Origin of the sequence: Bacteroides sp. 2_2_4 (assembly GCF_000157055.1) — a bacterium.
In the GTDB taxonomy this organism is placed as follows: domain Bacteria; phylum Bacteroidota; class Bacteroidia; order Bacteroidales; family Bacteroidaceae; genus Bacteroides; species Bacteroides ovatus.
Genome location: NZ_EQ973360.1, coordinates 258,675 through 283,577 on the forward strand (window position 1 = coordinate 258,675; position 24,903 = coordinate 283,577).

Annotated in this window: 16 protein-coding genes; 5 read left to right on the forward strand and 11 right to left on the reverse strand. The window is 41.9% G+C overall.

What is annotated here, in order from left to right; translation table 11 throughout:
• Positions 1 to 94 precede the first annotated feature (94 nt).
• From BSCG_RS13625 to BSCG_RS13585, 9 genes are all read right to left on the reverse strand, one after another.
• Positions 95 to 2,956, reverse strand: coding sequence for a chondroitinase family polysaccharide lyase (locus tag BSCG_RS13625; RefSeq protein WP_008776092.1), 2,862 nt, complete (start codon positions 2,954 to 2,956; stop codon positions 95 to 97).
• A gap of 113 nt (positions 2,957 to 3,069) precedes the next feature.
• On the reverse strand, positions 3,070 to 4,620 hold the full coding sequence (locus BSCG_RS13620; RefSeq protein WP_004298319.1) for a sulfatase: 1,551 nt from the start codon (positions 4,618 to 4,620) through the stop codon (positions 3,070 to 3,072).
• 151 nt (positions 4,621 to 4,771) lie between these two features.
• Positions 4,772 to 5,974, reverse strand: a complete 1,203-nt coding sequence (locus BSCG_RS13615) for a glycoside hydrolase family 88 protein (RefSeq protein WP_004298320.1) — start codon at positions 5,972 to 5,974, stop codon at positions 4,772 to 4,774.
• A gap of 282 nt (positions 5,975 to 6,256) precedes the next feature.
• A complete protein-coding gene (locus BSCG_RS13610) occupies positions 6,257 to 8,065 on the reverse strand; it encodes a glycoside hydrolase family 2 protein (protein ID WP_008776093.1) in 1,809 nt (602 codons plus the stop codon).
• Positions 8,066 to 8,104: 39 nt separating this feature from the next.
• Entirely contained in the window at positions 8,105 to 9,181 is a 1,077-nt protein-coding gene (locus BSCG_RS13605) for a metallophosphoesterase (protein WP_008641764.1), read from the reverse strand.
• A gap of 3 nt (positions 9,182 to 9,184) precedes the next feature.
• Positions 9,185 to 10,270 carry a family 43 glycosylhydrolase gene (locus BSCG_RS13600; RefSeq protein ID WP_004307466.1) on the reverse strand — a complete coding sequence of 362 codons (1,086 nt, stop codon included), beginning with the start codon at positions 10,268 to 10,270 and terminating at the stop codon, positions 9,185 to 9,187.
• Between the two features lie 26 nt (positions 10,271 to 10,296).
• Positions 10,297 to 12,129 carry a RagB/SusD family nutrient uptake outer membrane protein gene (locus BSCG_RS13595; RefSeq protein ID WP_008776094.1) on the reverse strand — a complete coding sequence of 611 codons (1,833 nt, stop codon included), beginning with the start codon at positions 12,127 to 12,129 and terminating at the stop codon, positions 10,297 to 10,299.
• Positions 12,130 to 12,149: 20 nt separating this feature from the next.
• Positions 12,150 to 15,650 carry a TonB-dependent receptor gene (locus tag BSCG_RS13590; RefSeq protein WP_004307468.1) on the reverse strand — a complete coding sequence of 1,167 codons (3,501 nt, stop codon included), beginning with the start codon at positions 15,648 to 15,650 and terminating at the stop codon, positions 12,150 to 12,152.
• Between the two features lie 57 nt (positions 15,651 to 15,707).
• Positions 15,708 to 17,432 carry a hypothetical protein gene (locus tag BSCG_RS13585; protein WP_008776096.1) on the reverse strand — a complete coding sequence of 575 codons (1,725 nt, stop codon included), beginning with the start codon at positions 17,430 to 17,432 and terminating at the stop codon, positions 15,708 to 15,710.
• 405 nt (positions 17,433 to 17,837) lie between these two features.
• Here BSCG_RS13585 and BSCG_RS13580 point away from each other — a divergent pair, with 405 nt between their 5' ends.
• The 3 genes from BSCG_RS13580 to BSCG_RS13570 all read left to right on the forward strand — a co-directional run bounded on the left by BSCG_RS13580 (position 17,838) and on the right by BSCG_RS13570 (position 19,971).
• Positions 17,838 to 18,434 carry an RNA polymerase sigma-70 factor gene (locus BSCG_RS13580; RefSeq protein WP_004310927.1) on the forward strand — a complete coding sequence of 199 codons (597 nt, stop codon included), beginning with the start codon at positions 17,838 to 17,840 and terminating at the stop codon, positions 18,432 to 18,434.
• A 101-nt stretch (positions 18,435 to 18,535) separates the two neighbouring features.
• The gene (locus BSCG_RS13575) at positions 18,536 to 19,528 is read left to right on the forward strand and encodes a FecR family protein (protein ID WP_004310926.1); all 993 of its coding nucleotides are present in this window, start codon (positions 18,536 to 18,538) and stop codon (positions 19,526 to 19,528) included.
• A 32-nt stretch (positions 19,529 to 19,560) separates the two neighbouring features.
• Positions 19,561 to 19,971: a PaaI family thioesterase gene (locus tag BSCG_RS13570; RefSeq protein WP_004298330.1), complete on the forward strand. Its 411-nt coding sequence runs from the start codon at positions 19,561 to 19,563 to the stop codon at positions 19,969 to 19,971.
• Between the two features lie 169 nt (positions 19,972 to 20,140).
• On the opposite strand, the gene BSCG_RS13565 is transcribed toward BSCG_RS13570, so the two are convergent.
• Together BSCG_RS13565 and BSCG_RS13560 are read right to left on the reverse strand one after the other, a co-directional pair.
• Entirely contained in the window at positions 20,141 to 21,016 is an 876-nt protein-coding gene (locus tag BSCG_RS13565; protein ID WP_008641759.1) for a DUF3108 domain-containing protein, read from the reverse strand.
• Positions 20,961 to 22,877, reverse strand: a complete 1,917-nt coding sequence (locus tag BSCG_RS13560; RefSeq protein ID WP_004298332.1) for an Ig-like domain-containing protein — start codon at positions 22,875 to 22,877, stop codon at positions 20,961 to 20,963. The genes BSCG_RS13565 and BSCG_RS13560 overlap by 56 nt, the downstream gene beginning before the upstream one ends.
• 337 nt (positions 22,878 to 23,214) lie before the next feature.
• Between BSCG_RS13560 and BSCG_RS13555 the strand changes: the two genes are divergently transcribed.
• Both BSCG_RS13555 and BSCG_RS13550 read left to right on the forward strand, forming a co-directional pair.
• On the forward strand, positions 23,215 to 23,826 hold the full coding sequence (locus BSCG_RS13555) for a DsbA family protein (protein ID WP_004307474.1): 612 nt from the start codon (positions 23,215 to 23,217) through the stop codon (positions 23,824 to 23,826).
• 477 nt (positions 23,827 to 24,303) lie between these two features.
• Positions 24,304 to 24,648 (forward strand): hypothetical protein, encoded by a 345-nt coding sequence (locus BSCG_RS13550; RefSeq protein ID WP_004307475.1) that lies wholly within the window; start codon positions 24,304 to 24,306, stop codon positions 24,646 to 24,648.
• The last annotated feature ends 255 nt before the right edge of the window (positions 24,649 to 24,903 follow it).

Genomic DNA, 24,903 nt, shown 5'->3' on the forward strand with positions numbered 1-24,903 from the left:
CGGCTCCCCATGAACCGGTCTTCTCTTTTTTCATAGAAACATGATGACTAATACCTCTCTTTAAATTCTTGTTTTCTCTTATCTTATTCACTAATTATTTATTTTCCATGAGCATTTCGACCGGCTGTCCATGCTGACAGGTTACTGTCAGTACGGTCTGGTCTCCCTGCTGTTCCAACCGGACATTTTCCATCGGGCTTGTCAATCTCCAATGTCCTTTAAGCCGTATCTCCTTAGTAATAGGACGACTGGGCTCTTTCGTTGTATACGTCTTCTCTTCTATATTCAGATTCGGATCACAGACGCTTAAACGGATACCCTTATCAGATTCTTTTGCATACATCACCATTGTTTCCGCAGGAATAGCGACGACCACTTTATCAGCGGCAGGCTGATAAGCTTCAAAAGCGGCATACGCCGTGATACCAGTCTTTTTATCATAAACAACGTGAGCAGTCTGATCGCGTTGCAACACCTCGTATGCAGGAGTTTTACGCAGTTCGTCGAGATCGGAAGCAGAAGGCTGTATCAATACCATATATTCATAAGTCCCCTCTTTCGGCGCCTTGCCATGTTCTATCCAGGCAGAAGAAAATTTTCCTTTGGTTATTTCACGCGTCTTTTCATGCCGTGATTCCTGTTCTGCCACCTGTGCGCGAACGGTTCCGTCCACTACATGATAATAATTGTCATAACCATCATGAAGCCAATAGTTATCCTCTCCTACTTTGGGCTCCTTACCATTATATTTTGTCTGGAAAAGAGTCGTTTCCGTAGGATAATCCGCATTGGAGTTCGCAATACCTGTTCCCAGGCAAACCATCCGGTTATCAAAACAGAAAACGGATTTACGGGCCACAAAGTCTGGTGTGAAGTTCTCATAATCCCGTTCTGCCAATTTCATAGCGAACATTCCATTTTTACCATCTAAAGAACTGCTTCCGGAGAAATTCTCTTTGGAGCGTGCCATAGTCGTTCCTTTCAATGGGCTATCAAGCAAGTTGAAAGGCAAATGAATGGTAGTTGTGCCCGGCAAACGGTTCCAGTCCCATCCCTCCTGCACAAAACCGCTTCCGGCACGTGACACGGGATTTCCTTTCCCCATAATCTGCACGGAGCCATAACTCTGATAACGTCCGTAACGGTTATCTTTCGTATAAATTTCAGAGCCCCATACGTCAGTGGTATACCCTTTCAATGTCACCATCCAGTCCGCACGACGGAAAATGCCTGCCGAACCATAGTTGTAAACGAAGAATCCCTGTGGAGCCTGTGCCGGTTGAATACCTTCCTTCTTGAAGAAACGCGCATTCGGAGTATCACTATTGCGTATCAGACGTAAATAGTCGGCAGCCAGACCACGATCAAACGTATTTCCCTGACCGGACAAATCGCCGGATAAAGCGATATTGGCAAATGCTTCGATATCATCGCTTCCCATCTTCCCTCCAAAAGGATGACGGCCACTGATTCCGATGCCCCATTCATAGAAATTGCAATAATTGCGCATAGCAATAAAGGCTGATTTCATGTGTTTGCGCGCATCTTCGGTCAGTTCAAAACTTGTACCATTGGTAAATGCAATATATTCTCCTACAGTCGCAAGTACTCCAGTGGTATATCCCGGATAGAAACCGCCATGATGGAAAGTCGTACCGTCTACCTTTATACCACCGATCGTTCCCGGAGTATAACGCAAAGAAGAAGATAGCCAACGTGACAAGCCGCTCAAAGCTTGCGCCTGTTCCCTTGCATCGGGAAACATCATAGCGGAAATAAATTTCGCCATCAATAACGTATGCCAGGAATCCAACAATTCATCACGTGTTGGAGAACATGGCTGACGAGTTTCTTGCAGAGCCGCCCAAAAACGCAATGTGGAGAGATAAGCATCCCGATGAGGATGTTTATAGATAGCATCACGCATCAGCCAGGCAGTTGTATATATCTTACGTACCTGATAACCATAATGATGATTGGTACCCATACCGCTACCGTATGCAAATCCCTGATCGATAGCATAGTCGAATACGGTAAAGTAGTTTTTCTTTGATGTTTCGTTCTGGTTATAATAAGCATCATAGGCAAAGCCGGAAAGCATCGTTTCAATATCGTTCCATGACATTTCTCCTTTCTTCTTGTCCTGTTCATCAGGAGCAACAATAGGAGTTCCTATAAATCCCGTCCCAGCGATGGATGGACTGATAGCCGCTTTCTCAAATGTTTTATAGGCAGCATTAATAGGCCCTTGCGGTGCCTTTTTCACTTCCAGAAAATCTGTCAAACGTTGTTCGATAGTCTTCAGCTCCTTCTTTTGTTCGCTTGTCAATTTAGAAGGCAGGGGAATATCATACGACTGTTGTTCCCATTTCCACACGAGACACCAATGCCACAGGTCACGATTAGACAGCCCATTATTGGTAGGCAACTGTTGGTCGGGAGTGGTACGAAGATTCATTTTCTTTTCCGGAAAAATCAGACGGTCAAGAAAGATACGTCCCTTCCGTTGCGGGGCAACCAGGCGATAGGCTACAATCTTCTTATCTTTCTTGTCGCCCTGCATATACTCAAAAGAGATCCAGCAAGCCCGCCAACCTGCTGCCTGCAAACGATAAGAGAACCAGTAAGAGACTTCTCCCTCCTTATTCAGAAACTCAAAACGAATAGAATCCTGCTGCGGTTTCTCATTATAAATCCACAAGGTAATGCCGAACTGCTTCTCGTTTCTCGTATTCAACGATAAAGGAGCAATTTGAACATCCAGCGTAGAACCAGGCTGAAAGTCCCATTCCAGACTACTTTCACCCTCCTTGTAAAAAAGAGAAGAGATTTTCACTTCTCCCTTTCCGGAAACTTTAAATGCTTCGGGCACTTCTTCTTCAAATCCGATGAGTTGGGCGAAAGCTGAAGGAATGATTCCCAAAAGGAATAATACTATAAAACAACTGTTTTTCATTACTATTTTCAATTTAAACGCGGATGCGGATTAACACCTATTATTGTCGCAGAGATTTACTCCTAAAATTGGCACTTATTTGCGTTAATCAGCGTTTTATAAATTACTAATCGCTAATAAGGTATCCGATCCGACAGAATCTTTTCCGTATACCAAGGATCATTAATTTCCTTCAACATAGCTCCCATTTCACCGCAAAGTTGTGCCACAATCTCCTTATTTTCTTCCAAAGGCAGGTTATGCAGTTGATATGGATCTTTTACATCATCGAATAAGAGGCTTTTCTTCAATTGCTTCGTATCACGGTCGATATATAACGCCAATGTATATTGAGCCGTCTTGATACCTCTTGAAGAAGGGAAGTAAGTCTGCACCAATCCATTTTCATCTTTATCGCCATCTACATTCTGAATATACAGTGCACCTGTAGGACGAACAATTTCAGCCTTTTCATCGAAGAAAAGAGGAGCGAAATTACGTCCCTGCACTTCCGCCGGAATAGAATCACCCAGTCCGCACAAGCCAAGCACCGTAGGCATAATATCAGGAGCGGAGAGCAATAAATCATCCACCCTCGGCTGAATCTTACCGGGAAAACGAACCAGGAACGGAATATTCATGGATTCAGAATAAGGGGAATTCTTCGGATCATCAGTGCGCTGGCTACACATCGTCTCACCATGATCGGAAGCAAAGATTACGACTGTATTCTTGTCCAATCCCAATTCTTTCAATGTCGTCAAAATCTGTCCGAAAGCACGGTCTACTCCGGTAACGGAAGCGAAATAATAACGTGCAGACTCCGCTTTCTTCATCTTCAAATCGACATTCGGACGAATCAACAGACTATCCAGAGGCTGATCTTTATAAAGATTAAAATCCTGCTCTTCACAGTCATTCAAGGAGCGATACGGGCTGTGAGGAGGATTCATGCCCACCATTATGAAGAAAGGTTTCTTGGTATCACGTACGTTACCGTCATTTTTCAGATAAGAAATGACTTTGCCTGATTCGTGCAAAGGTGACCATTCCTTCGGATCGTGTCTCTTACCATCCGTATCCCAATAATGCGGGTTCTTGTGTTCGTCAAATGTTCCGTAAGAATACCAGTAGTTAAAGCCGTGCCGGCGTTCTTTCGGTGTATAGGCATCCCATGCCGGACGTTTTTCTTCCACATACTGTCCCGGATGTTCGGGATCGTTCGGAGTCGGGAAGTCAGCGTGAAGTTTACCAAAATAAGCACAGTCATAACCTGCTTTGCTGAACACATCGCCGATACATTCCGCATCCTCGCGCAAGGAGCTGATCGGACGTGTAGAGTTGCAATTCAATGGTACACCACTTTTGTTCGGGTACATACCGGTCAGTAACATTCCACGATGAGGGCTGCTCAACGGGCAGTTACTCTGTGCAGACGACAAGACCATAGATTCACGTGCAAAGGCATCCAGATTAGGAGTATGCACGGGGTCTCCTTCAAAGTTTACTTTATCCCGGAATCCGTCCTGCCTCCAGAAGCCCATCGCCTGGTTACGGTATTGATCGGGAAATACATAGATTATATTAGGATGCTCCGCTTGTTGGGACGCTTGTTTCGGAGCCTTGCAACCTTGTGCGGCAAAGAGCGTCAAGCCTCCTACAAGAAGGTTTATAGGTTTATTCATGATAGTTTATGATAAATAATTAAAACAGGTAAATGACAAACGGTCAATAGAAAGTTATAGATAATAAGTAGCGAATGATAAACGGTAAACATGTTCCGTCAGAATCCGCTAAGCATTCACCGTTCACTGTTTACCGTTCATTGTCTATTTCTTATTTCTTTTCCAAATCTCTTTTACGCATCAGTCCTTCCAGGAAGTAATAGTCAGCATAGTTCAGAGGAACGTCAATTTCCTGACCGTGAGGAATACTGCCAACCGAATGCATCAGGATAAAGTTTCCATTTGTTCCAACTTCTGCGCGATAAGCAGGTGAGCCCAAACTTTCCATTATCTTATCAGCCGTTTCCTTGTAGTGGTTGCCCGGCAGATAGCCATCCAGTTCGTAAAGGGCAGAGGCTGTACAAGCTGCTGCAGAAGCATCACGCGGTTCGTTCGGAATATTCGGAGCATCATAATCCCAGTATGGTACGAGGTCTTCCGGCAGGTTCTTATTATTAAAGATGAAGTTATAGACTTTTTGTGCCTGGTCGAGATATTTCTTATCTTTGGTATAGCGATAGCAGGTAGTATATCCATACAGAGCCCATGCTTGTCCGCGAGCCCAAGCCGATTCGTCGGCATATCCTTGTGCAGTTTGTCTCTTACGCACTTCTCCTGTCTCCGGATCGTAATCTACCACATGGTAGCAGCTGTTGTCCGGACGGAAGTGGTGAGCCATTGTTGTATCAGCATGTTTCACTGCAATATTGTAGAAAGTAGAATCTCCGGAAAGAGCTGTTGCTTCAAATAAGAGTTCGAGATTCATCATATTATCAATAATCACCGGACATTTCCATCCCCGTGTTCCCTGCCAACCTTTATCGGCATCCCATGACTGGATAACGCCTGCATTCGGACGAAAACGAGTGGACAATGATTTGGCAGCTTCTATAATGACGTCTTTGTACTCTTTCTTATCTGCCATGCGATAGCCGTTCAAATAACTGCAACCGATCATGAAACCTACATCATGATGCCATTTCAGATATTTCACAGAATCAAGAGCTTCTGTATATTTCTCAGCCAGCGGCAACCATTTCTTATCACCCGTCAGATTATAAGTCAACCATATACTACCGGGAAAGAAACCGGAGCACCAGTCTTCCATCGGTATGTAAGAGATACTCCCATCTTCGTTGATTGTTCTCGGATTCAAGATTTTACCGGACTTCTCAATAATGTCCGTCTGGATTGTGTTCTGTGCCACAGCGTTGTCGATGTTGTCCTGAATAAAGTCTACTTCAACCTTTTTTTGTCCACCGCAACTCGTAAAGATCAATAGGGAAAGTCCTAATGCGCTAAGAATTGTTTTCATAATACAGGGATTATTTGTTAAGTGATTAATTTTCCTGATGGCAAAAGTAGTGCATTTAAATAGAATTGACCGACCTAAATAATCCAAATGAAGGACAATTTTGGTACATTTCACTGAAAAATGAAGGAATGGATAGAATTATATATTCAAAAAAAACAGAGTCCAGATACAAAGAAAGTATCTGAATTCTGTTTTCTCAATTATATAATATTGCAAACTATATCTATAATTCGAATGGCTACAGATGAGTTTTTTGTTCAGCCAAATAGCTAATCCGGCTTCTTACTTTAAACTTTCACAAATTTCCGTATTTGCCCTCTTCAATTTCTGTTCATCCAGTTTTATTACTTTGCGGTCGTATGTCATCAATCCGTTCACTTCGATCTCAACATCTGTAGTCTGTGTATAAACAGCAGCCGAGAATCCACGTGCAATCATATCCTTCAGCATATTAGCATACTTCAGATACTCATCAGTAGCTTCTTTGGAAGTACTAAACTGAACATACCCCCAATTACGATTCGGCTCCCAAAGATGCTCCTTCAGCACTAAACCAATTCCTCCATACTCTCCGAGTACAGTTGCACGCTGTGCGTCATATAAATACATCTCCGGACCGGGATAATTATGCAAATCGAGCATATCACCACAGGTATAATGATTACCTCCACTGGCAGGATTCACTAAACGGGAAGGATCATATTGCTTTGTCCATTCTGCTATTTCAGGGGTTTTAAACTGCCCCCAAGCCTCATTGAAAGGTACCCATGTGCCAATACAAGGATAAGAGTAAAGGCAGTCGATAATTTCTTTCCATTCTTTACGATAAATAGCCTCTGATTCAGCAGACCGTTTAAATTCTGTTCCCTCAAAATACTTCCGATTCTGCCACTCGGGATTCTTATCGCCACTCGGCATGTCCTGCCACACAATAACCCCTAAACGATCACAATACGTATACCAACGGGCAGGCTCTACTTTTATATGTTTGCGAATCATATTATATCCAAAATCTTTTGTCTTTTGAATATCATATACTAAAGCCTCATCCGAAGGTGCCGTATACAAGCCATCCGGCCACCAGCCCTGATCTAAAAGACCAAATTGAAACAAGTCCTTATTATTCAATTGTAGACGTACAATTCCATTTTTATCGCGTTTCGTTGAATATTTACGCATGGCAGTATAGCTCTTAACCTTATCGATCAACTTATTTTCTGAATACAGACAAATTTCCATATCATATAAAAACGGAGAATCCGGTGACCACCACTTTACATCAGACGGCATAGCAATTTCAACCGGAATACCATTTACGGAACTTCCTACAGCCACCAACTGCTTTCCTTCTAATACCTTCACCTCCAATTTATCTGAAAGCATCTGATGATCTGTCATAACCTCTACTGTCAACTTATTCCTGTCAATATCAGGAGTCGTTTTGATATTGACAATCGACCGGATTGGCACGGGTTCTAGCCAAACTGTTTGCCAAATACCACTGACAGGAGTATACCAGATACCTCCCGGCTTACTAACCTGTTTTCCTCTAGGCTGAGGACCTTTATCAGTCGGGTCCCACACTTTCACGATCAATTCATTTTCCCCATTCAGCAAGGCAGGCGTGATATCAAAAGAAAAAGGAGTAAATCCTCCTGTATGTTGTCCCACCTTTACCTTATTTACCCAAACATCCGCTTTCCAGTCAACAGCCCCAAAATGCAATAAGATCCTATGTCCTTTCCATTTGGAGGGAACCGAGAATTGACGCTGATACCAAAGTTCATTCTTCTCCCCAAGACTTTTCCCCACTCCGGACAAGCTTGATTCTACAGCAAAAGGAACTAAAATCCGACCATCATAACTTTGTGGCATAGCTTGACCTACCGGAGAAATAGCATAATTCCACAATCCGTTCAGATTTATCCAGTCAGCACGTTCCATAATTGGGCGGGGATATTCGGGCAACACGTTTTCAACATCTATTTTCGCCGCCCATTCCGTCATAATTCGACCGCCAACCGGTTTCCACTGTGCAAATAGATAAACACTATTAATAAGTATCACTAAAGAACATACAACTTTTCTCATCTACATTATTTCTATTAAGAGTATTTTTACTAGGTCAAGTTATTCCAATATAATATCAAACTGATCGTAAGGTGCCGTACGATGTGCCAGATGCCTGGTCAATTTTGAAATCCCAAACAAGGGAGAATAAGTACGTACTTTGATCGTTTTACCATCCGGCATAAATTCCAGAATGCGAAGCCAACCATCCCCTCCGTTCCCTTCCGGACCGCCTCCTACATATTGTACATTAAACGTCATTTGTGATACATCTTTCCCGGCACTGTTCTTATCCACCCGATAAGCCACATTATTCTCATATTCACCGGTGCCTCTTCCCACATGTCCGCAAAGTACGAGACGGATATTGGAAGAAGGATAAATAAGTTTCTCCCAAATAGCCTGCCCCGAGTTTTGTGGAGAAATCTTATACCCATCTTTCGTAACGCGCTTATTACCTATATCAAGATAAGAATGAGTGATAAAAATCACCTTATAATTCTTGTATCTCGGCTTGTTTACCAAATCTTTCGCCCATTGCAGAACTTCATCACGAGGCACAAACTCTACTGCTATAACCAAAATCTTTCCCCATCCCGGCTCATCAAACTCAAAAGCCGAATTCTCTAAAGACGCCCTGCCTTCACGATTAGGAAATTCACTGACACAGATATTCCGCCAGGTAGAATTTCGTTCAAAAGGAATATAATCAGGAAAATAAGTACGACCGTTTTCTGCGGCTTTGTATCCATAATCATGATTGCCTGCGGCAATAATATAAGGTACTTTGTTATCCAGTCTTTTCAAAGCCTGCGATGCTGCCTCCCACATTTCACGACTGGTCTGGTTCAGCATCTTACGGTTTAATACATTATTATCATTCTGCTCCACCAAATCGCCTGTACAAAGGACAGCTTTAATTTTAAGCGACTCTATATTGTCCGCAATCCATGCGGTACAAAGATCAAAAAGCGGCTGGTTAATATCATACTTGGTATATCCCTGTGGATCACCGAGCAAAATCATAGAAAAGGATTCCGGATTGACCAATTTCTGGGGATCAGCCCGATGCTGCGCCGGGAGACAAGTGACAGAAGCACACAATATCCCGGCCAATAAATAGTTGAATAGTTTCATAGATTACTCTTTTTCTTCTTCGTTTTTAAATACAGGTGCACGAGATACGGATGCCGGTGTGCCATTAGTAATATAAGGCCAGCCATCACTGCTCCATTGTATGCGGTCACACATCAATTGACGACCATTATCTATTTTCGCTTTCTGCCAGGCATGATAGAAGAACCAGTCATTACCCTCATCATCCGTGATAATTTCGGAATTGTGTCCGGTTCCGGCAAACAGGTTATTACCCTGTAGAATTACTTCATTATAACTACTATTTTCTTTCATCACAGTACCGTTTTTACCCACATAAGGACCTTCGATATTTTTAGAACGCCCCACCACTACACGATACGTACTTCTTTCCTCTTCACAACAACTACCCGTAGAGCCAAATAGATAATAATAATTCCCGCGTTTATGAACCATGATGCCTTCTATTGAAGGACCCGCTATCTTTTCGGAAACAGCCCCTTTAATGGATAGACCGTCAGCACTTAACTCTACATAACGGATACCTCCTTCATAGCCTTTAGAAGTACTATTATAACTTCCCCAGAAAAGATACTTCTTACCATTATCTTCAAAATAACAAGGGTCGATGCACTGCATAGTACCAGAATTGTAGTCAAGAAGTTTTCCGTGATCCGTAAAAGGCCCTACAGGAGAGTCGCTGACCGCCACCCCGATACAACTATTCTTAGGCAAGTCCCAGTGCCCAAGAGTATAATAGAGCACATATTTACCATTGATATAGTTAATGTCCGGAGCCCATAAGCGAGTGTCCGGCTGCCAGTTCGGTTTTTGCAGAAAGGCTGCCCCAGCATAAGTCCACTGTGTCATATTAGTAGATTTGTAAATCGGAATATAGATATTATCCTGTTGGGTAACATACAAATAAAAGTTCCCGTCTGCCGCATGGATTATAGTCGGATCAGGCAACTGTTTGCCGACTATAGGATTGGAGAATGAAACAGGATTAGGGGTACTCCCCCCACCCCCATTTCCATTACCGTTACCCGGCCCATCCGGTTGTTCGTCAGAGCCACCGGAACATGCCATGATACACAATGCTGTTGCAATTAAAAAAGATAATTTTTTCATATATACTTTATTAGTTAAAACTAAGATTAATTTATCCAACCTTCATTCTGTTCCAAATTCGAGTTCATTTCCATTTCTTTAGCAGGAATAGGCCAACTCCAGCACTGATCTCCCAACCAGTACCAGGTATAAGTCGTTTCACCCCACATCTGCATCAGACCGTTACGATTATTATCAAACTTCTTATCTTTCCACGTTCCCCAACGCAATTCATGGAAATACATGGAATCTTCGCCACCGATTTCCCAGTAATACTCATTCCGGATACGTTCACGCAAATCACTCTGCCCGTTAACTTTCGTAGCAGGATAAGTTGCATTATTCAATTCGACATGCCCTGCACGACGTCTTACTTCATTAACACATCTGATTGCTTCGCTTTCATGGGTACTTCCCCATTCATTTAGCGCTTCTGCTTTCAGGAGCAATACTTCCGCATAGCGTATTAATGGAATATCCAATCCATAAGTATCACGTTCTGTCTGTTCCAGACCTTCAGGTACAAACTTTCTCCATAGATAGTAAAACTTATCGTTTGTATCAGTACGGATATCAAAAGGCTCTGCACTGTCGGAGCCACGATAAGGCCAACGCAATGTATAAGTATGAGCTATTCCAGAAGAAGCACCATTGTATTGTGCGTAAGGGGTAATGACAGCCATTTGCAGACGTGGATCACGGCTCTCGTAAGCTTTTTTGATACGTGCTTCATTGCCACTATCCAGATATTTGTTCATATCTGCCCCATAGGCAGCCATACGTTCCTTTTCCGCCGCAGACAGTCCATCGCGTAGAAAAAACACCACACGTTCTTTTTCTTTCATCGCACTATAGCCCGGCAAGTAGTTATCCCAATTAAACTTTTCTCCGGTCGCCGTCTCAAAAGATTCTACAAAATGCGGATTAGGCAAATAGTTATTCCACATAGAACCTGCTGTACAACGGTTGCCGTAAGTGATGTTCCTTGTATTGGAGTAGCCATATTGCTTGATGCATTGCACAGAGAATATCATTTCTTCACATTGTTCATTTGCTATTTTCAACAACTGCTTATAACTGGTAGCACCGGCCTTAGTATATAACCCGAAGCCACAGTCAGCCACAGAATTAAAATCATCAACCGCCGCCTCCCAATTCTTCTGCCACATATATACTTGTCCGCGTAATGCATAAGCAGCTCCTTTGGTTACCCGTCCATAGTTAGAGTCACCCGAATTATATTTACCCGGTAGATTGGGTTCATTCACACAATCTGTCAGATCCTGGAGTATAGCCGCCCAAACATCCGCTTCTGAAGAACGGGCTTTGTTACCGTTTTCAGGACTCGTGATTGCATTCATATATAACGGCACTCCTTTATACAAGATATTCAAGCGCATATAAGCAAATGCACGCAAGAATTTACATTCGGCGATAGCCCGTTGCTTCTCTCCGGTCGACATATCAGGAACCTGACCAATATTATCTATCACATCATTAGCACGATAGATAAAAGTATAAAAACGTTTATAAATATCACTGAACAGGCCACTTGAGGGAGTAGCTGCTCCTGTACAATTAGGCATTCGCTTAATCCAGTTCTTGTCTGTATCCATCACAGAAGAATAAGCATCCCATGGAATCCGGTGCGAATCCAAAATGCCGGAGTTAGGACAATATTGATCCAGAAAGACATTATATACGCCGATAACAGCCTGTTCGGCCAAAGTTGCTTTCGTCCAGATACTACTACCGCTTATGTTATTGGTAGGAGTAGTATCTAAAAAGTCCGCACCGCATCCAGCCATAGAGAAAGACAGCAAGGCAATAGATGCACATCTTACTAATTTCCGAAATATTTTTATTTTGTTTTTCATCATAAAATCGTTTTAGAGTAAGTTTAGAAAGTGATATTTACACCGAATGCATATTGTCTCATAGTAGAATATCCCACTGCGGTACGCATTTCCGGATCCATTCCTTCATACCCGGTAATGGTAAATAAATTTTCACCGGAAGCAAAGAAACGGATATTCTGTGCATATACTTTTTTCGACAGGACAGCAGGCAATGTATATCCGATAGTCAGGTTCTTCAGTTTAATATAATCCCCTTTTTGCAAATGTACTGATGACTGTGTCATACCACTTTGGTCGTTACCGGAGTTATTTGTCAAACGAGGATTCTTTGAACTCAAGTTCGTGCGCGGATCATTGGGATTTTTGGGATCAAAGAAATAGTGATCGTTTGCTATTGCTTCCCCAATAGCATATCCTTTGATGGTAGCACTGCTGTTCAATGCCAAACGATAGTAGTAAATCTTGAAACCTGCCGCACCGGACCAGTTCATGGAGAAATCGAAGCCTTTCCAATTAGCGCTTGCCTGCAGACCGAAGTTATACTTGGGCACATTGGAGCATCCCTGAAACTCATTATCAGCGTCATTACCATATACACCGTCGCCATTTAAGTCAGCATAGATGTAATCACCATACCAAATGCCACTCTTACTGACGTTCTGACGCGGATAGAACTTATACCCTGCCCCTACCATAGCATTCAGCCATTTCATGTCGTCTACTGTACGGATCATTCCGTCTCTCGGACCACCGTTGATATTGACTGTTCCATCTGCGTTAAAACCGTTTCCACTGCCTTTATATGGTTGCAACATATAGTATTCATTAATCATTTTACCCTCTATTACACGGGTAGATCCTCCGGTAGAGACATCGCCGATATTGGTTTGATAAACACGGTTCCCGTTTTCATCTGTCACCCAGCCACGCTGCAACTCTCCTTTGTATTTACTGACCTTGTTCTGGTTATAGGCAAAGTTACCGGATACACGATATTCTACTTTACCGATACGGTCTTGCCAATTCAGGGTCATTTCAATACCGCGGTTAGTCACTTCCGCAATGTTCTGACGAGGGCCACTGGCTGTCCCGAGAGACATATACATATCAGGGCGATATAAGATTCCATCCGTTACTTTATTATAAAATTCAGCCTCAAACGTCAGACGGTTTCTTAAAGTTGCAAAGTCGATACCAATATTCGTAATGGCAGTACTTTCCCACTCCAACAGGTTGTTGGAAATAGAAGTAATTGCCAAACCATTATTAAGGCTACCTCCAAACGCGTACTTTGCCGAGTTGTACACAGCCTGCCATTCGTAGTTACCAATCGCATTGTTCCCTAACTTACCCCACGAAGCACGTAATTTCAGATTGTCGATAGGAAGTCCTTTCATAAATCTCTCTTCACTGATTCTCCACCCGGCAGAGAAAGATGGAAAAAGCCCCCAGCGATTATCCGGAGCAAAACGGGAGGAACCGTCATAACGCATATTAACCTCGAATAAATAACGGCTGTCGAAAGCATAGTTAATACGACCGAAGTAAGAACGGGATGTAAATTCCTCACCTGTACCACCTATGGAAGAAGGAGTAGTAGCAGAACTTGAATCACCCACAGACGAATCTATTAATCCAAGTTTGGCAGTGTCGGTAGTCCGTTTGACAAAACGTTCTTCTTCAAAGCCCAATAACATACCAATATCATGCTTATAAAAAGTCTGGTTATAGTTGAGCAAGTGCGTTAATTTCCAATGGTTTTCACGGACATACGCCATACGGGTATACAAATCGGCAGGATCTTTGGGGGCAGCTATCCACTGATCTGTACTAAAACTATATTTCCCATAATCCGTATTTACGGACATCGATTCATAACGGTAATCTTTATAGTTCAGATTAACATCGTATGAAAAGTGTTTCAGAAACTTCACGTTGGCATAGAAAGTAGTAAAGAACTGCGTGTTTTTGATATGCCCTTCCGATTGTGCCATGTCCCACAGAGGATTGTGAGATTGCGGATCTTCCTCGTTCGCTTCCGGCGCACCATATTTTCCGTCATAATATGGATATACGCCCGGTATCATTTTTTGGGTATTGATATTGGTGAGTGAACCGGTATCGCTTTTCTTCTGGTCAGTGTGATACCCCCATACGCGAGTACCAATACGTAACCACTTAGTAATATCCGAATAAACATTGGCACGCAAAAAATAGCGTTGGTATCCGGTATCCTTGATTAATCCCGGATTGTCAGTATAAGATATAGAAAGATTATATCCGGTACGTCCCTCCTGTCCAGTGACGGAAAGCGAATGTTTCATCATCCAGTCGTTACTATATATCTCATCGTACCAATCTGTATTAGGATAAGCTACATAATTAGGATAGCCGGAAGCCGAAATGCCATTCGGATCTTTTTCCGCCTCACGCCATTGATTGATGGTAATGTCGCTGAAAGGAGCAGATTCTCCTATATTAGTAGCAGCTTCGTTCATCAATTCCATATACTTGGCGTAGTTAGATACCGTTTTTATCAGTTTGGTAGGTTGATTCAGTGAAAAAGTAGCATTGTAAGATACGCTGACCTTTCCTGTTTGTCCGGTTTTGGTAGTAACCAGAATAACCCCATTTGCCCCCCGGTTACCATAAATAGCACACGAGGCCGCATCTTTCAGGATGGAAATAGAAGCAATATCGTTGGGATCTACATTATTCAGACTTTGTTCCATCCCATCCACCAACACGAGTGGTGAAGAACTGTTCAGGGTACCTACTCCCCGAATATTGAAAGAAAAGCCTTCATTATATGGAGTCCCGGAGCTTTGCATCACCTGCAAACCGGCTGTCATACCGCTCAACGCCTGCGAAGCACTGACCAAAGGACGGGAAAGTGATTCCTTTTCCAAATTTACCGTAGCAACCGAACCGGTCAGGTTCACCTTCTTTTGCGTGCCATAACCAACCACTACTACTTCTGAAAGCATTTTCACATTCTCTCCCATTACAATGTTGAATGTCGTCTTGCCGGGCGACAATGAAATTTCCTGCGTGTCAAAACCGATATAAGACACTTGCAATTTCTTAGCGTCCTCCGGTATTTCCAATTCAAATTTCCCTTCCATATTACTCACCGTGCCAATATTAGTACCGGGAATTGATACCGATACTCCAATTAACAATTCATCATTGACATCGCTGATGACACCATTGATACGCCGTTTCTTATCCGATTTCTGAACGACAGGCCGGGTGATAATAATATGATTATCTTTTATTTTATAAATCAACTCCTGCCCTTTCAGAATCTGATCCAGTGCCTTGCTTATCGGTTGATTATCTACCTTTACAGTTACCTTACGGGTCAGGTCCACATCATTTTTCTCATATACTAAGGATACATTTCCTTTGACCTCCAACTCCCGGAACGCTTTGCGCACCGTTACGTCTTGCAAATGTAAGGTCACCTGTTGTGCATGAACCGACAGTGGAAGAACTGCAGCTAATAGCACGAAGAACATGCATTTGATGATTTTACTCATTGATTTAAGTTTTTATGTGTATATCTTTTGTTACTAACTCATTGTTTTACAATATTCTTATTTAAACATTATCCAGGATTGCGAACTAGCCTCATTATCCGCATTTTTAACATTGCCGTTCGTTTCCCAGTCGTATCTACCGGCTACCTTTCCTAAAGGCACCCCTCTACTATCATCCCGAATAACAACAGGACTATGATAGTTCTCACCAAACACAATGGCATCCGTACAACCCACTTCCTGCAATGCCACAGCAACTTCCCGTAAAGAAGAGCCATCACTAAAGACATTCCAAGCTGCTTTTACCGAGTTATAAGAATTCGTAAAACGATTACTTACAAAAATGACCAAGTCTCCTTCTTCCGTGATACCGACAGCCCGGCGTCCTACAGGCTTGCCATCAAAAGTCCAAATGCTTACCGGATTAGCAGCCCATGAATTACTTCCTGACAATGCTCCATCCATTCCTCTGTTACGGGTCGAAGTATTTCTTCCTTCATTAGTAGCAAATGTCTTGTAAAGTTCTGCATTTTCTCCGGCAATCATGATCTGCCCTTTTTGCAACGGATAGGAATATCCACTGACAGCACTGGTTGGGGACCACTGTACTCCATTGGCAGCTTGTTTGCCGGCTCCGCCGCTGGTAAACTTATACAAGTTATTATCTATCACTTCTGCATACGAAATCTCCGCTTTTCCATCAGCTGTAATTCCCAGAGTTCCCGGACAATACTTCAAAGAAGTAGATAGGTTATATCCGAGACGCGGTGCGGATAGCAGCCCACTATCATTCCACCCGAGGCTATAAAATATCGGTACCCAGAATTGCCCGGACAATCCCGGAACAAACAATGAATAATCCATATTATCATTCATGATAGCTGTTGTACGATGTTGAGCAGTGGGTTCAGCCCATGTTACATTGTCTTTATTCATATCCCAGCTAACCTTCATATTTATTCTACCGGCAGGAATAGTTATCAACCATCCCGTATTACCGCTCCTTCCATGCAAGTTTTTATTTTCATAGACAATCATGAAATCAGGAATACAAATACTACTGTGTTGGCTTTTTAGATCAGCAGTAATATTTTTCCAGTTTACCCCTGCGTCAATAATTCCATTTACAGCACTCAACTGATATTTTTTAGTCATGTTGTTCGTATTGTCTTTTACAGTAATAGTAAGTGTGCTACTTAGGTCAACAATCAGGTTTCCGTTTTCATCCTTTTGACTGACGGGATCCGTAGAGATGATTTCTGCGTTATCTGCCAAAGTCGGCATCAACACAACGTTTGCAAATGCAGTGTTTTGTTTGAAACGTAACGAAGCGATGCCATTAATAAAGTTAGCACTAACCTGCTCTGTGTTACAAGTAGCCGTTACGCCTCGAAGTAGCTGAGTAGAAGTGCTGAAAATGGTATATTCGATATCATCTGCTCCATCATTCACTTTAATACGGGTGATACCGCTGCTCAAGTCCAGTACAGCATCAGTAGTAAGCGGATCAATGGGCTTTGCCCATTCATCCGCCAGTTTGAGTTTCACATTCACCGCACTTTGGTCGTCCAAAATGCGAAAATCTAAGGCTATGACCCTACTGTTCTGGTCAATAAGACCATTTATCCAGTTCCCTGTGCCATCTTCTGCCTGTATGGCTACCAATGGTTCTTTTACGTACCCCGGATCTTCGGATAAGACAACACCTTTCAGTTCATCTTCTCCGCATGACGTGAATATAAACACAAGGAATGTGCTTAATAGAAAATGTAGTTTCTTCATACAATATTATTTAAATAAGAAATAGCTTATTTTCTGTTATTCCTGAAAACAATCTTTATCCTGCATGACTAAACTAAAACAGCTGTTTGTATACCTTATAACTTAAAAAAGAGTGTCGCGCTATGCTCTTTTACAATCCTTCTTTTTACCATTCATAGAGATTCAGGTTAAAATATGCTTTATTGGCCTATTCATTAATATGACAGCCAGACTAATAAAAAGTATAGTGAGAAATGATTTTTTTATTCGTTCAGCCCTTCAACTCATCTTTTTATTAGTGAGTTTGGTCATCTTACATTTTTTCAATACCTTGCCCCCGAATTATCCATCGGAGAAACAGAACCTGTGAGTATTCACCTTAATATATTAACTAATAAATCAAATATACGATTTCTGAAAGACATAATGGAAAAAAACCTGGAAACAGAGATTATCGAGGCCCTGAAATCGGGTAAAGAGGAGGCATTCCGATACATCTATAAAACTTACTATACAGATCTTTGCCGGATAGCGAGAGGGTATTTGACAGACTCTTATCTATCAGAATCTATAGTAGAAGATTTGGTGTATAGTCTATGGGAAAACCGCTCTAAAATAACAATTAACACCTCATTGAAGAACTACCTTTTCAGAAGTGTAGCCAATAAGTGTATCAATTATCTTCAGCTTGAATATGTGAGAAGGGAAACGGCCTGCTCGTCAGAAGACCTGGTCATTTACAGCGATTTATGGTCCTTGGGCGAAAATCCGGTTGAGCATTTAGAGGGTAAAGAGCTACATTCTATTATCCAGAAGACGATTGACGGCTTATCTCCGGAAACCCGGAAGGTATTTTTATTGAGTCGTTTTGAGAACAAAAGACAAGAAGAAATTGCCGAAATCATGGGAATCACTATTCATACAGTGAAATATCACATGCGAAGTGCACTGGATAAACTGAAGGAAGCAGCAAGATCTTATCTTGCCCTGATTGTAATGTTTATTACGAATATATTTAATTAATATTAAAAAGCAAAGTAATTCACTATACTTCTTCTATTGACAAACTGTCCTGATGATAGCGCAGGTATATGATTTTCAATAGATATTAAGTTTAAGATGGTATGAAAGAAGAATTTGATAAACTGATATATGATTTCCTCTCGGGAAGTATCGCTAAAGAGGACTTACATAAGTTGAACGAATGGATATACTCCGATCCGGAGAATCAGAAATATTTTGAACAGCAGAAACGAATCTGGCTTCTGTCTGCCGAGTATAAAAATGTATCTGTACACGAAGAACAAGCCTATAACAGATTTGCGAAACGAATCCGCAAACATAAGAGTGCTCCGGCAGGAAAGATGAGAAGAGCCTTATTTGTGAAGTATGCAGGTTACGCAGCGGCAATCATTATATTACTGTTTACCACTCCTTTTATAATTTATAATTTTACAACACCTGATGATTCTTTGATTTCCGAAGTATACGCTCCAAGAAAATCGAAATTAAAAATGAAGCTTCCTGACGGTTCTATAGTGTGGTTAAACGCAGATTCCAAGCTTTCTTACTCCGAGAGTTTTAGTCGAAAGAATCGCAATGTCCGGCTGGAAGGCGAAGGGTATTTTGAGGTAGAGCATGGAGAGCATCCATTTGTTATACAAACAGACTCCGCACAGATCAAGGTACTGGGTACTAAGTTTAACGTTAAAAATTATGGTGATGAGAATTATATAAAGGTATCACTCCTAGAAGGTTCCATTGTCTTATTGTGCATCAACCAAGAGTTTATAATGAAGCCTAATCAAACGATGACAGTTAATAAGCTTGACCAAACTTATAAGCTGACCGAGAGTGCTGACTATGCTGAACAGTGGATCAACTGCAAAGTATTCTGGGATGAAGTTCCTATGTCGATCATTTCTAAAGAGTTGGAGCGCCAGTTTGATGTGACATTCGCATTTGAGTCAGAGCAACTCAAGAATTTGATTTTCCATGGAAGTTTTATTATAGAAACAAATAATTTGGAGAAAATATTGGATATTATGTCTGAAACAAATAAATTTAGCTACTCAATTGAAAAAGATAAGGTATATATCCATTCATTGAAAAAATAAGAAACGATTAAAGAATCTTCAAAAATAATATCATGACCGCACAAGAGTTTTTTAAGAACGATCTGTTTGCCGAAAATGCAGGAGTAGTACTGCTGGAAGTACGCAAAGGTTACAGTAAAGCCAAATTAGAAATAAAACCCGAACATCTTAACGCAGGTGCCCGCACACAAGGAGGAGCGATCTTTACGCTGGCAGACCTTGCGCTTGCCGCAGCTGCCAACTCGCACGGCACACTAGCTTTCTCTCTCTCGTCCACTATTACTTTTCTGCGTGCCAGCGGCCCCGGAGATACTCTCTTTGCCGAAGCACGCGAACGCTATATCGGTCGAAGTACAGGTTGCTATCAGGTAGATATAACAAACCAAGACGGAGAGTTGATTGCAACTTTTGAATCTAGCGTATTCCGAAAGGATCAGAAAGTGCCTTTCGAAGTTCAGGAATAAAACAGGAAAGCGCATCAACACTTTTAAAAGTATACCTTTTAGAAACAGATAACGCGGATGATACGGATAAAAAGATAATAAATCCGTGTCATCCGCGTTATCCGCGTCTAAAAAATAACAGGTTGGCAGGGCCATTTACTTCTGATATGCCTTCGTTTTTTCTCTATATCTATTTAACGATAGAAGTCAGCGGATGCCGGTTACCCGTCACATTATTCAGGAATGCTTTTGCCGAACCGAAGTTCAGGAATAAATCCAGACGGACAGGAAGATGGTTCAAGTCGTCCGTCACGAAGAAAGTAATCACCTCCTTTTCTTTTCCTTTCTTATCATATTCTACCAATGAGAAGATCAGGCAACGGTAAGTAACTCCATTCTCCGCTTTCACATTTTCTTTTCCACGGTAGATAAGCGTTTGCTCTTCCACTTTACGGCCCGTAGCCATCGGGAACTTGATTTTGTCTCCCACCTTATAATCTGCAGGGTCGTAAGAACGTGCCTGCGCCAAGATGCTTAACATATCGTATATACAACGGCTATCGCTAGCTTCAGATTCATCAAACGCTCCATCCCGATAAGTACGTTTCTGGTTTACGAGGCAAAGACCGTCCTTATAAGAAAACCAAGCCTCATCAACCGTGTAACGTTTTCCCTCTTCAGCACCTTTGCGGAAATAGCGCGGTTCCAGTTTTTCACCGATCACACAAGTCAGCGTATCGCGCATCTTGAAAAAGAAGTCTGCCCGTTTACTGCCCAAAGCAAGCAGATTGATCCGGTAGGCAGGTTGTGAATGATAAGTAGTAGCATTCGTCGTCAGACTGGCAAGTCCGGCTTTCACCCAGACAAACTTCCAGTTAAAATATAAATCATACATTACGTGTTCGCCGGATTGAAACGCATCATTCTTCGCTTCACATTGAGCACTGGCTGGGAGGGCGAAAGCTCCCATCAGTAAGGCCACTAATCCGATAATAAAATTGCGTCGAACGCTAACGACGGCGGTTCTGACTATTTCGTTCCCGATCCTTTTTCTTCTTGTCTTCATCTGGTTTTTGTTTTTTAAGTTCATCCAGCTTTTGCTTATCCAGCGGAACTGCATGAATATCCCAACTTTGTTCTAGATCCCAGTTGGCTTTCGGCTCTAAAATCTGATTATAATAATACACCTCTTCGGGCTGCACCCCTTTTTCAAAATTGCCGGTATCCCATTCACCGTTTCCATTCCGGTCGTTAATCAACCGGGCGGAGTACTTACCGGGATTTAAGTAATAAAAGTCGGCATAACCTCCTTCCTCTACTCTTCTTCGGCGTACCACTTTATCCTGCGCATCCAACAGTTCAACGAAAGCATTAGGTTCCGCTCCCGTCACCACAAACGTGATTTTGGCATATTCTTCCAAACTACGCACCTTGAACCCTTGTTTTATTTTGTCTGTAAACAATCCGTATATACCATGAAATGCGGTCGAATCCACCGAAAATTCATATTCCAGCGTCGGTTCCCAATCATAATACACATTAAACTTCTTCAGATTTACGGAATCCTGCTCAAATTCAAACGGTATATCCTTCCAGAGCGTATCCACCTTTTGCCGCAGATGTATGGCGGCAGTGTCGTAGCTGGCTATCGGTTCTTCAAAATTCAAAGAAATATATCCATATACATCCATTGACGAAGGGGCACTAACATTCACCGGCAAGAATTTCGTCGGTTCGGGTTCATCCTCTTCCCCTTTCTTTTTCTTCTTTTTCTTTTTGTCCTTATCCGACTCCTCTTTCTTATATTTCTGCTTCGAAACAAGATTCAGCGTATCTGTACGGGGTACTAATTGGTTTAAAGTATCTGTATAAAGATAAGTCAGACTCATGGCAAGAGTATCCTGTTTGAAGAGCAAAGAATCTTTCACCCAATAATGGATTGTATCGTTCCGCTGATTCTTTTCGATGACAAAAGCATCCTTTTCATCGAAGTTTAAGCCTTTCAAGACTGGCAAAGTGTCCGCCTTACCGGCAAAATAAAAAGTGAACTTATGAGGAACCAGTCTTTCCGACTTGATAAGATATTGCGAATAATTAAGCTCTTTAAAGGCACGGAGGATGACATCATCCGGCAAATAATGCATATATTTCTTCTCAACAATCGTGTCGTAGGTCAATGAGTCCACCCAAGCAGTATCCATGCGGATACGTTCTTCCATGCGGGGGATAATCAACGAATCATGGAAAGCGATCATCTCGCTCTTCTGATTAAAAGTAAAGTTTTGGTCGGCATCCATCAATCCATAGATGCGATATTTGCCGGGAGCTACACCACGGATGGAGAAACGTCCACGGCTGTCTGTACGTGCCACACGGTCGAAAGGCAATTTGTTGAAAGCCGAATCATTCAGGTTGGAATGTAGTCCGACAAGCATACCTTTAATAGGTTCCAGGTTAGAGGCGTCGAGCATTGTTCCTGCTACTTCCATCGTATCGATTTCCGTACCGGTAGAAAACGTAAATGCAAAATTCCCTAGCGGGTTACCTTCATTATTGTCGACAATTGCATCCGAGAAGTCAATCGTATAGGTCGTGTTAGGCTTCAAAGAGTCGAGTAGGTTGACTTGTATTCTCTTGCCGGAAGCCTTGATTTCCGGTTGCTGTATCTGGGGAGGAGAAACAACGACTTTTTCGGTTGCTTTCTCCAGCTTAATAAACTCATCAAACATCAAAGAAATTTTAGTCCTTTCATTATTCAGAGCGCCCGCAGCAGGAGTACTACCGATGAAACGGGGCGGCGTCTCATCATAAGGGCCTCCGTCCGGCCGTCCAATACTGGCGCAGGAATATAACATAGCTCCCAGCGTTACTACCGGAAGCACCTTGCGAACTATTTGCTTTATCTTTTGATTCTCAAATTGTAACATGCTGCAAAAATAAGGGTTCTTATTCAATAAACACCACACTTTCTAGCTAATTTATTAAAAAAGGAAAGGGTGACTTAAGGTAATAAACAATATTTGCGACGTTTTTATTTCTTTCCTGCTAATATAATTAGTTTTATTGCCTAAAGAGATTACCTTTGTTGCCTAATTTTTTTTCGTTCCACTATAGTGTTCCGCAAAGAACACTATAGTTTCCCTTGCGGAGCACTATAGTGGGACGAAAGAGAAACTATAGTGGAACGAAATAAAAGTAGCAAGTGAAGTAAATCCGGATAGGCAAACGGATTTATCAATGTGCCTACACTAAATAAAAACGAATATGAGTATACAATATGACCTTTACGACACGCCTGACATTCAACAAACAGGCGACGCACAACCGCTTCATCCCCGCGTAGTATTCAAAGGAACCGTTGATCAGGAAGAATTTCTAGACCGTGTACACAAATTCACAGGAATAAGCCGCAGTTTACTGGCGGGCGCCATGCAGTCTTTCCAAAACGAGTTGAGAGATTTGATTGCCAACGGATGGATTGTGGAACTGGGAGATATCGGATATTTTTCAGTGTCTTTAAAGGGACCTCGTGTAATGAAGAAAAAAGATGTGCACGCACAATCTATTGAGCTGAAGAATGTCAATTTCCGGGTAGGCAGCCAGTTTAAGAAAGAAGTAGGCCAGCAAATGAGACTAGAACGTGGAGAATCGATGACTCGTCACCATGGGAAAGGGCACAGTGAAGAAGAATGTTTGACAATAATCAACCAGCATCTGAACAAATATCCCTGCCTGACCCGCACCGACTATAGCCGATTGACAGGACACGACAAAAAACGTGCTTTGAAAGAACTGAATGCTTTTATCGAACGTGGACTCTTAATCCGTTATGGAACAGGCAAACAGGTGGTTTATGCAAAGAAAACAGAAAGTTAAGTTAAAATCATCTAGCAGAATTACCTAGAATTCCAATTCTGAACTGAACAAAAAAAACAATAATTCAGTGTAGGGTTCTTTTTATATTAATCATATTTATACTGACTTTTAGTAAATCAGAACTATCTATGAAATTATAAAACAAGATTACTTGCTTTATCAATATTTATTGCTACTTTTGTAGCGGTTTCCTTTCATACGTAGAGAGGAACATTTTATTTTTTTATAGAGAACGATTATTTATTGCATTCAACCATAAATTCGGCAAAAATTTACCGCGAATGGCAATAAGTGATGTCAGGTCTCGCGCACACTTCTGTATATAATTTGTTTATATACCCAATGGGCGTGGGACTATCACTTATGTCGCGGAGGGTCTTTGCCGAGCCTATGGTTGGCGTACAGTTGGTAGTTTCCCACGCTCTCTTTTTTAAACCGCGCACCACAGGGAAATGATGCGACAAACATAACAAAGATATGTACGATGACCTGAAAGAAAACATTATTCTAGTAATGCAGCACCCTATCGCGCGCCGCCCCATCTCCAACTTATCAGATGAAGAACGAGAAAAAGCATTCGACTTGTTGAACTATCTTTCAACTTTATCCGTTGACGAAAACTATACCTTATTAGATTACATCCAAATGGCACGTCTTGAATATGCACTTGGAGAGCTTGAGTATAAAACAACCAATGATACAGAAAAAGTAATACGACATTTTAGAACCGCCCTCCAACATCTGGAGAAAGGAGGGTTCGACTTAAGTATAAGCAAGTGGACAGAGTTAGTCAGCCTGCGAACCAAAGAAGATACGGAATAATTCAGAATCATAACCCTTACCAGTATATATAGAAGATAGACAACAAAGCGAAAAAGATTGCTTGTGCAAGTAGTCCTTTCGTTCTATCTTCGAAGAGGATGCCTTCCCCACACTTGATACCCCAATATCTTGATCGGCATCCTCTTTTTCTACCTTTCTTCCGAATCTTTTTTTTACATAAAATTCCCCAATACAGCAGCATTCTACTTATTAACTAATTTATTAACGCACAATTCTTTTTCAGCTTGGTCATGA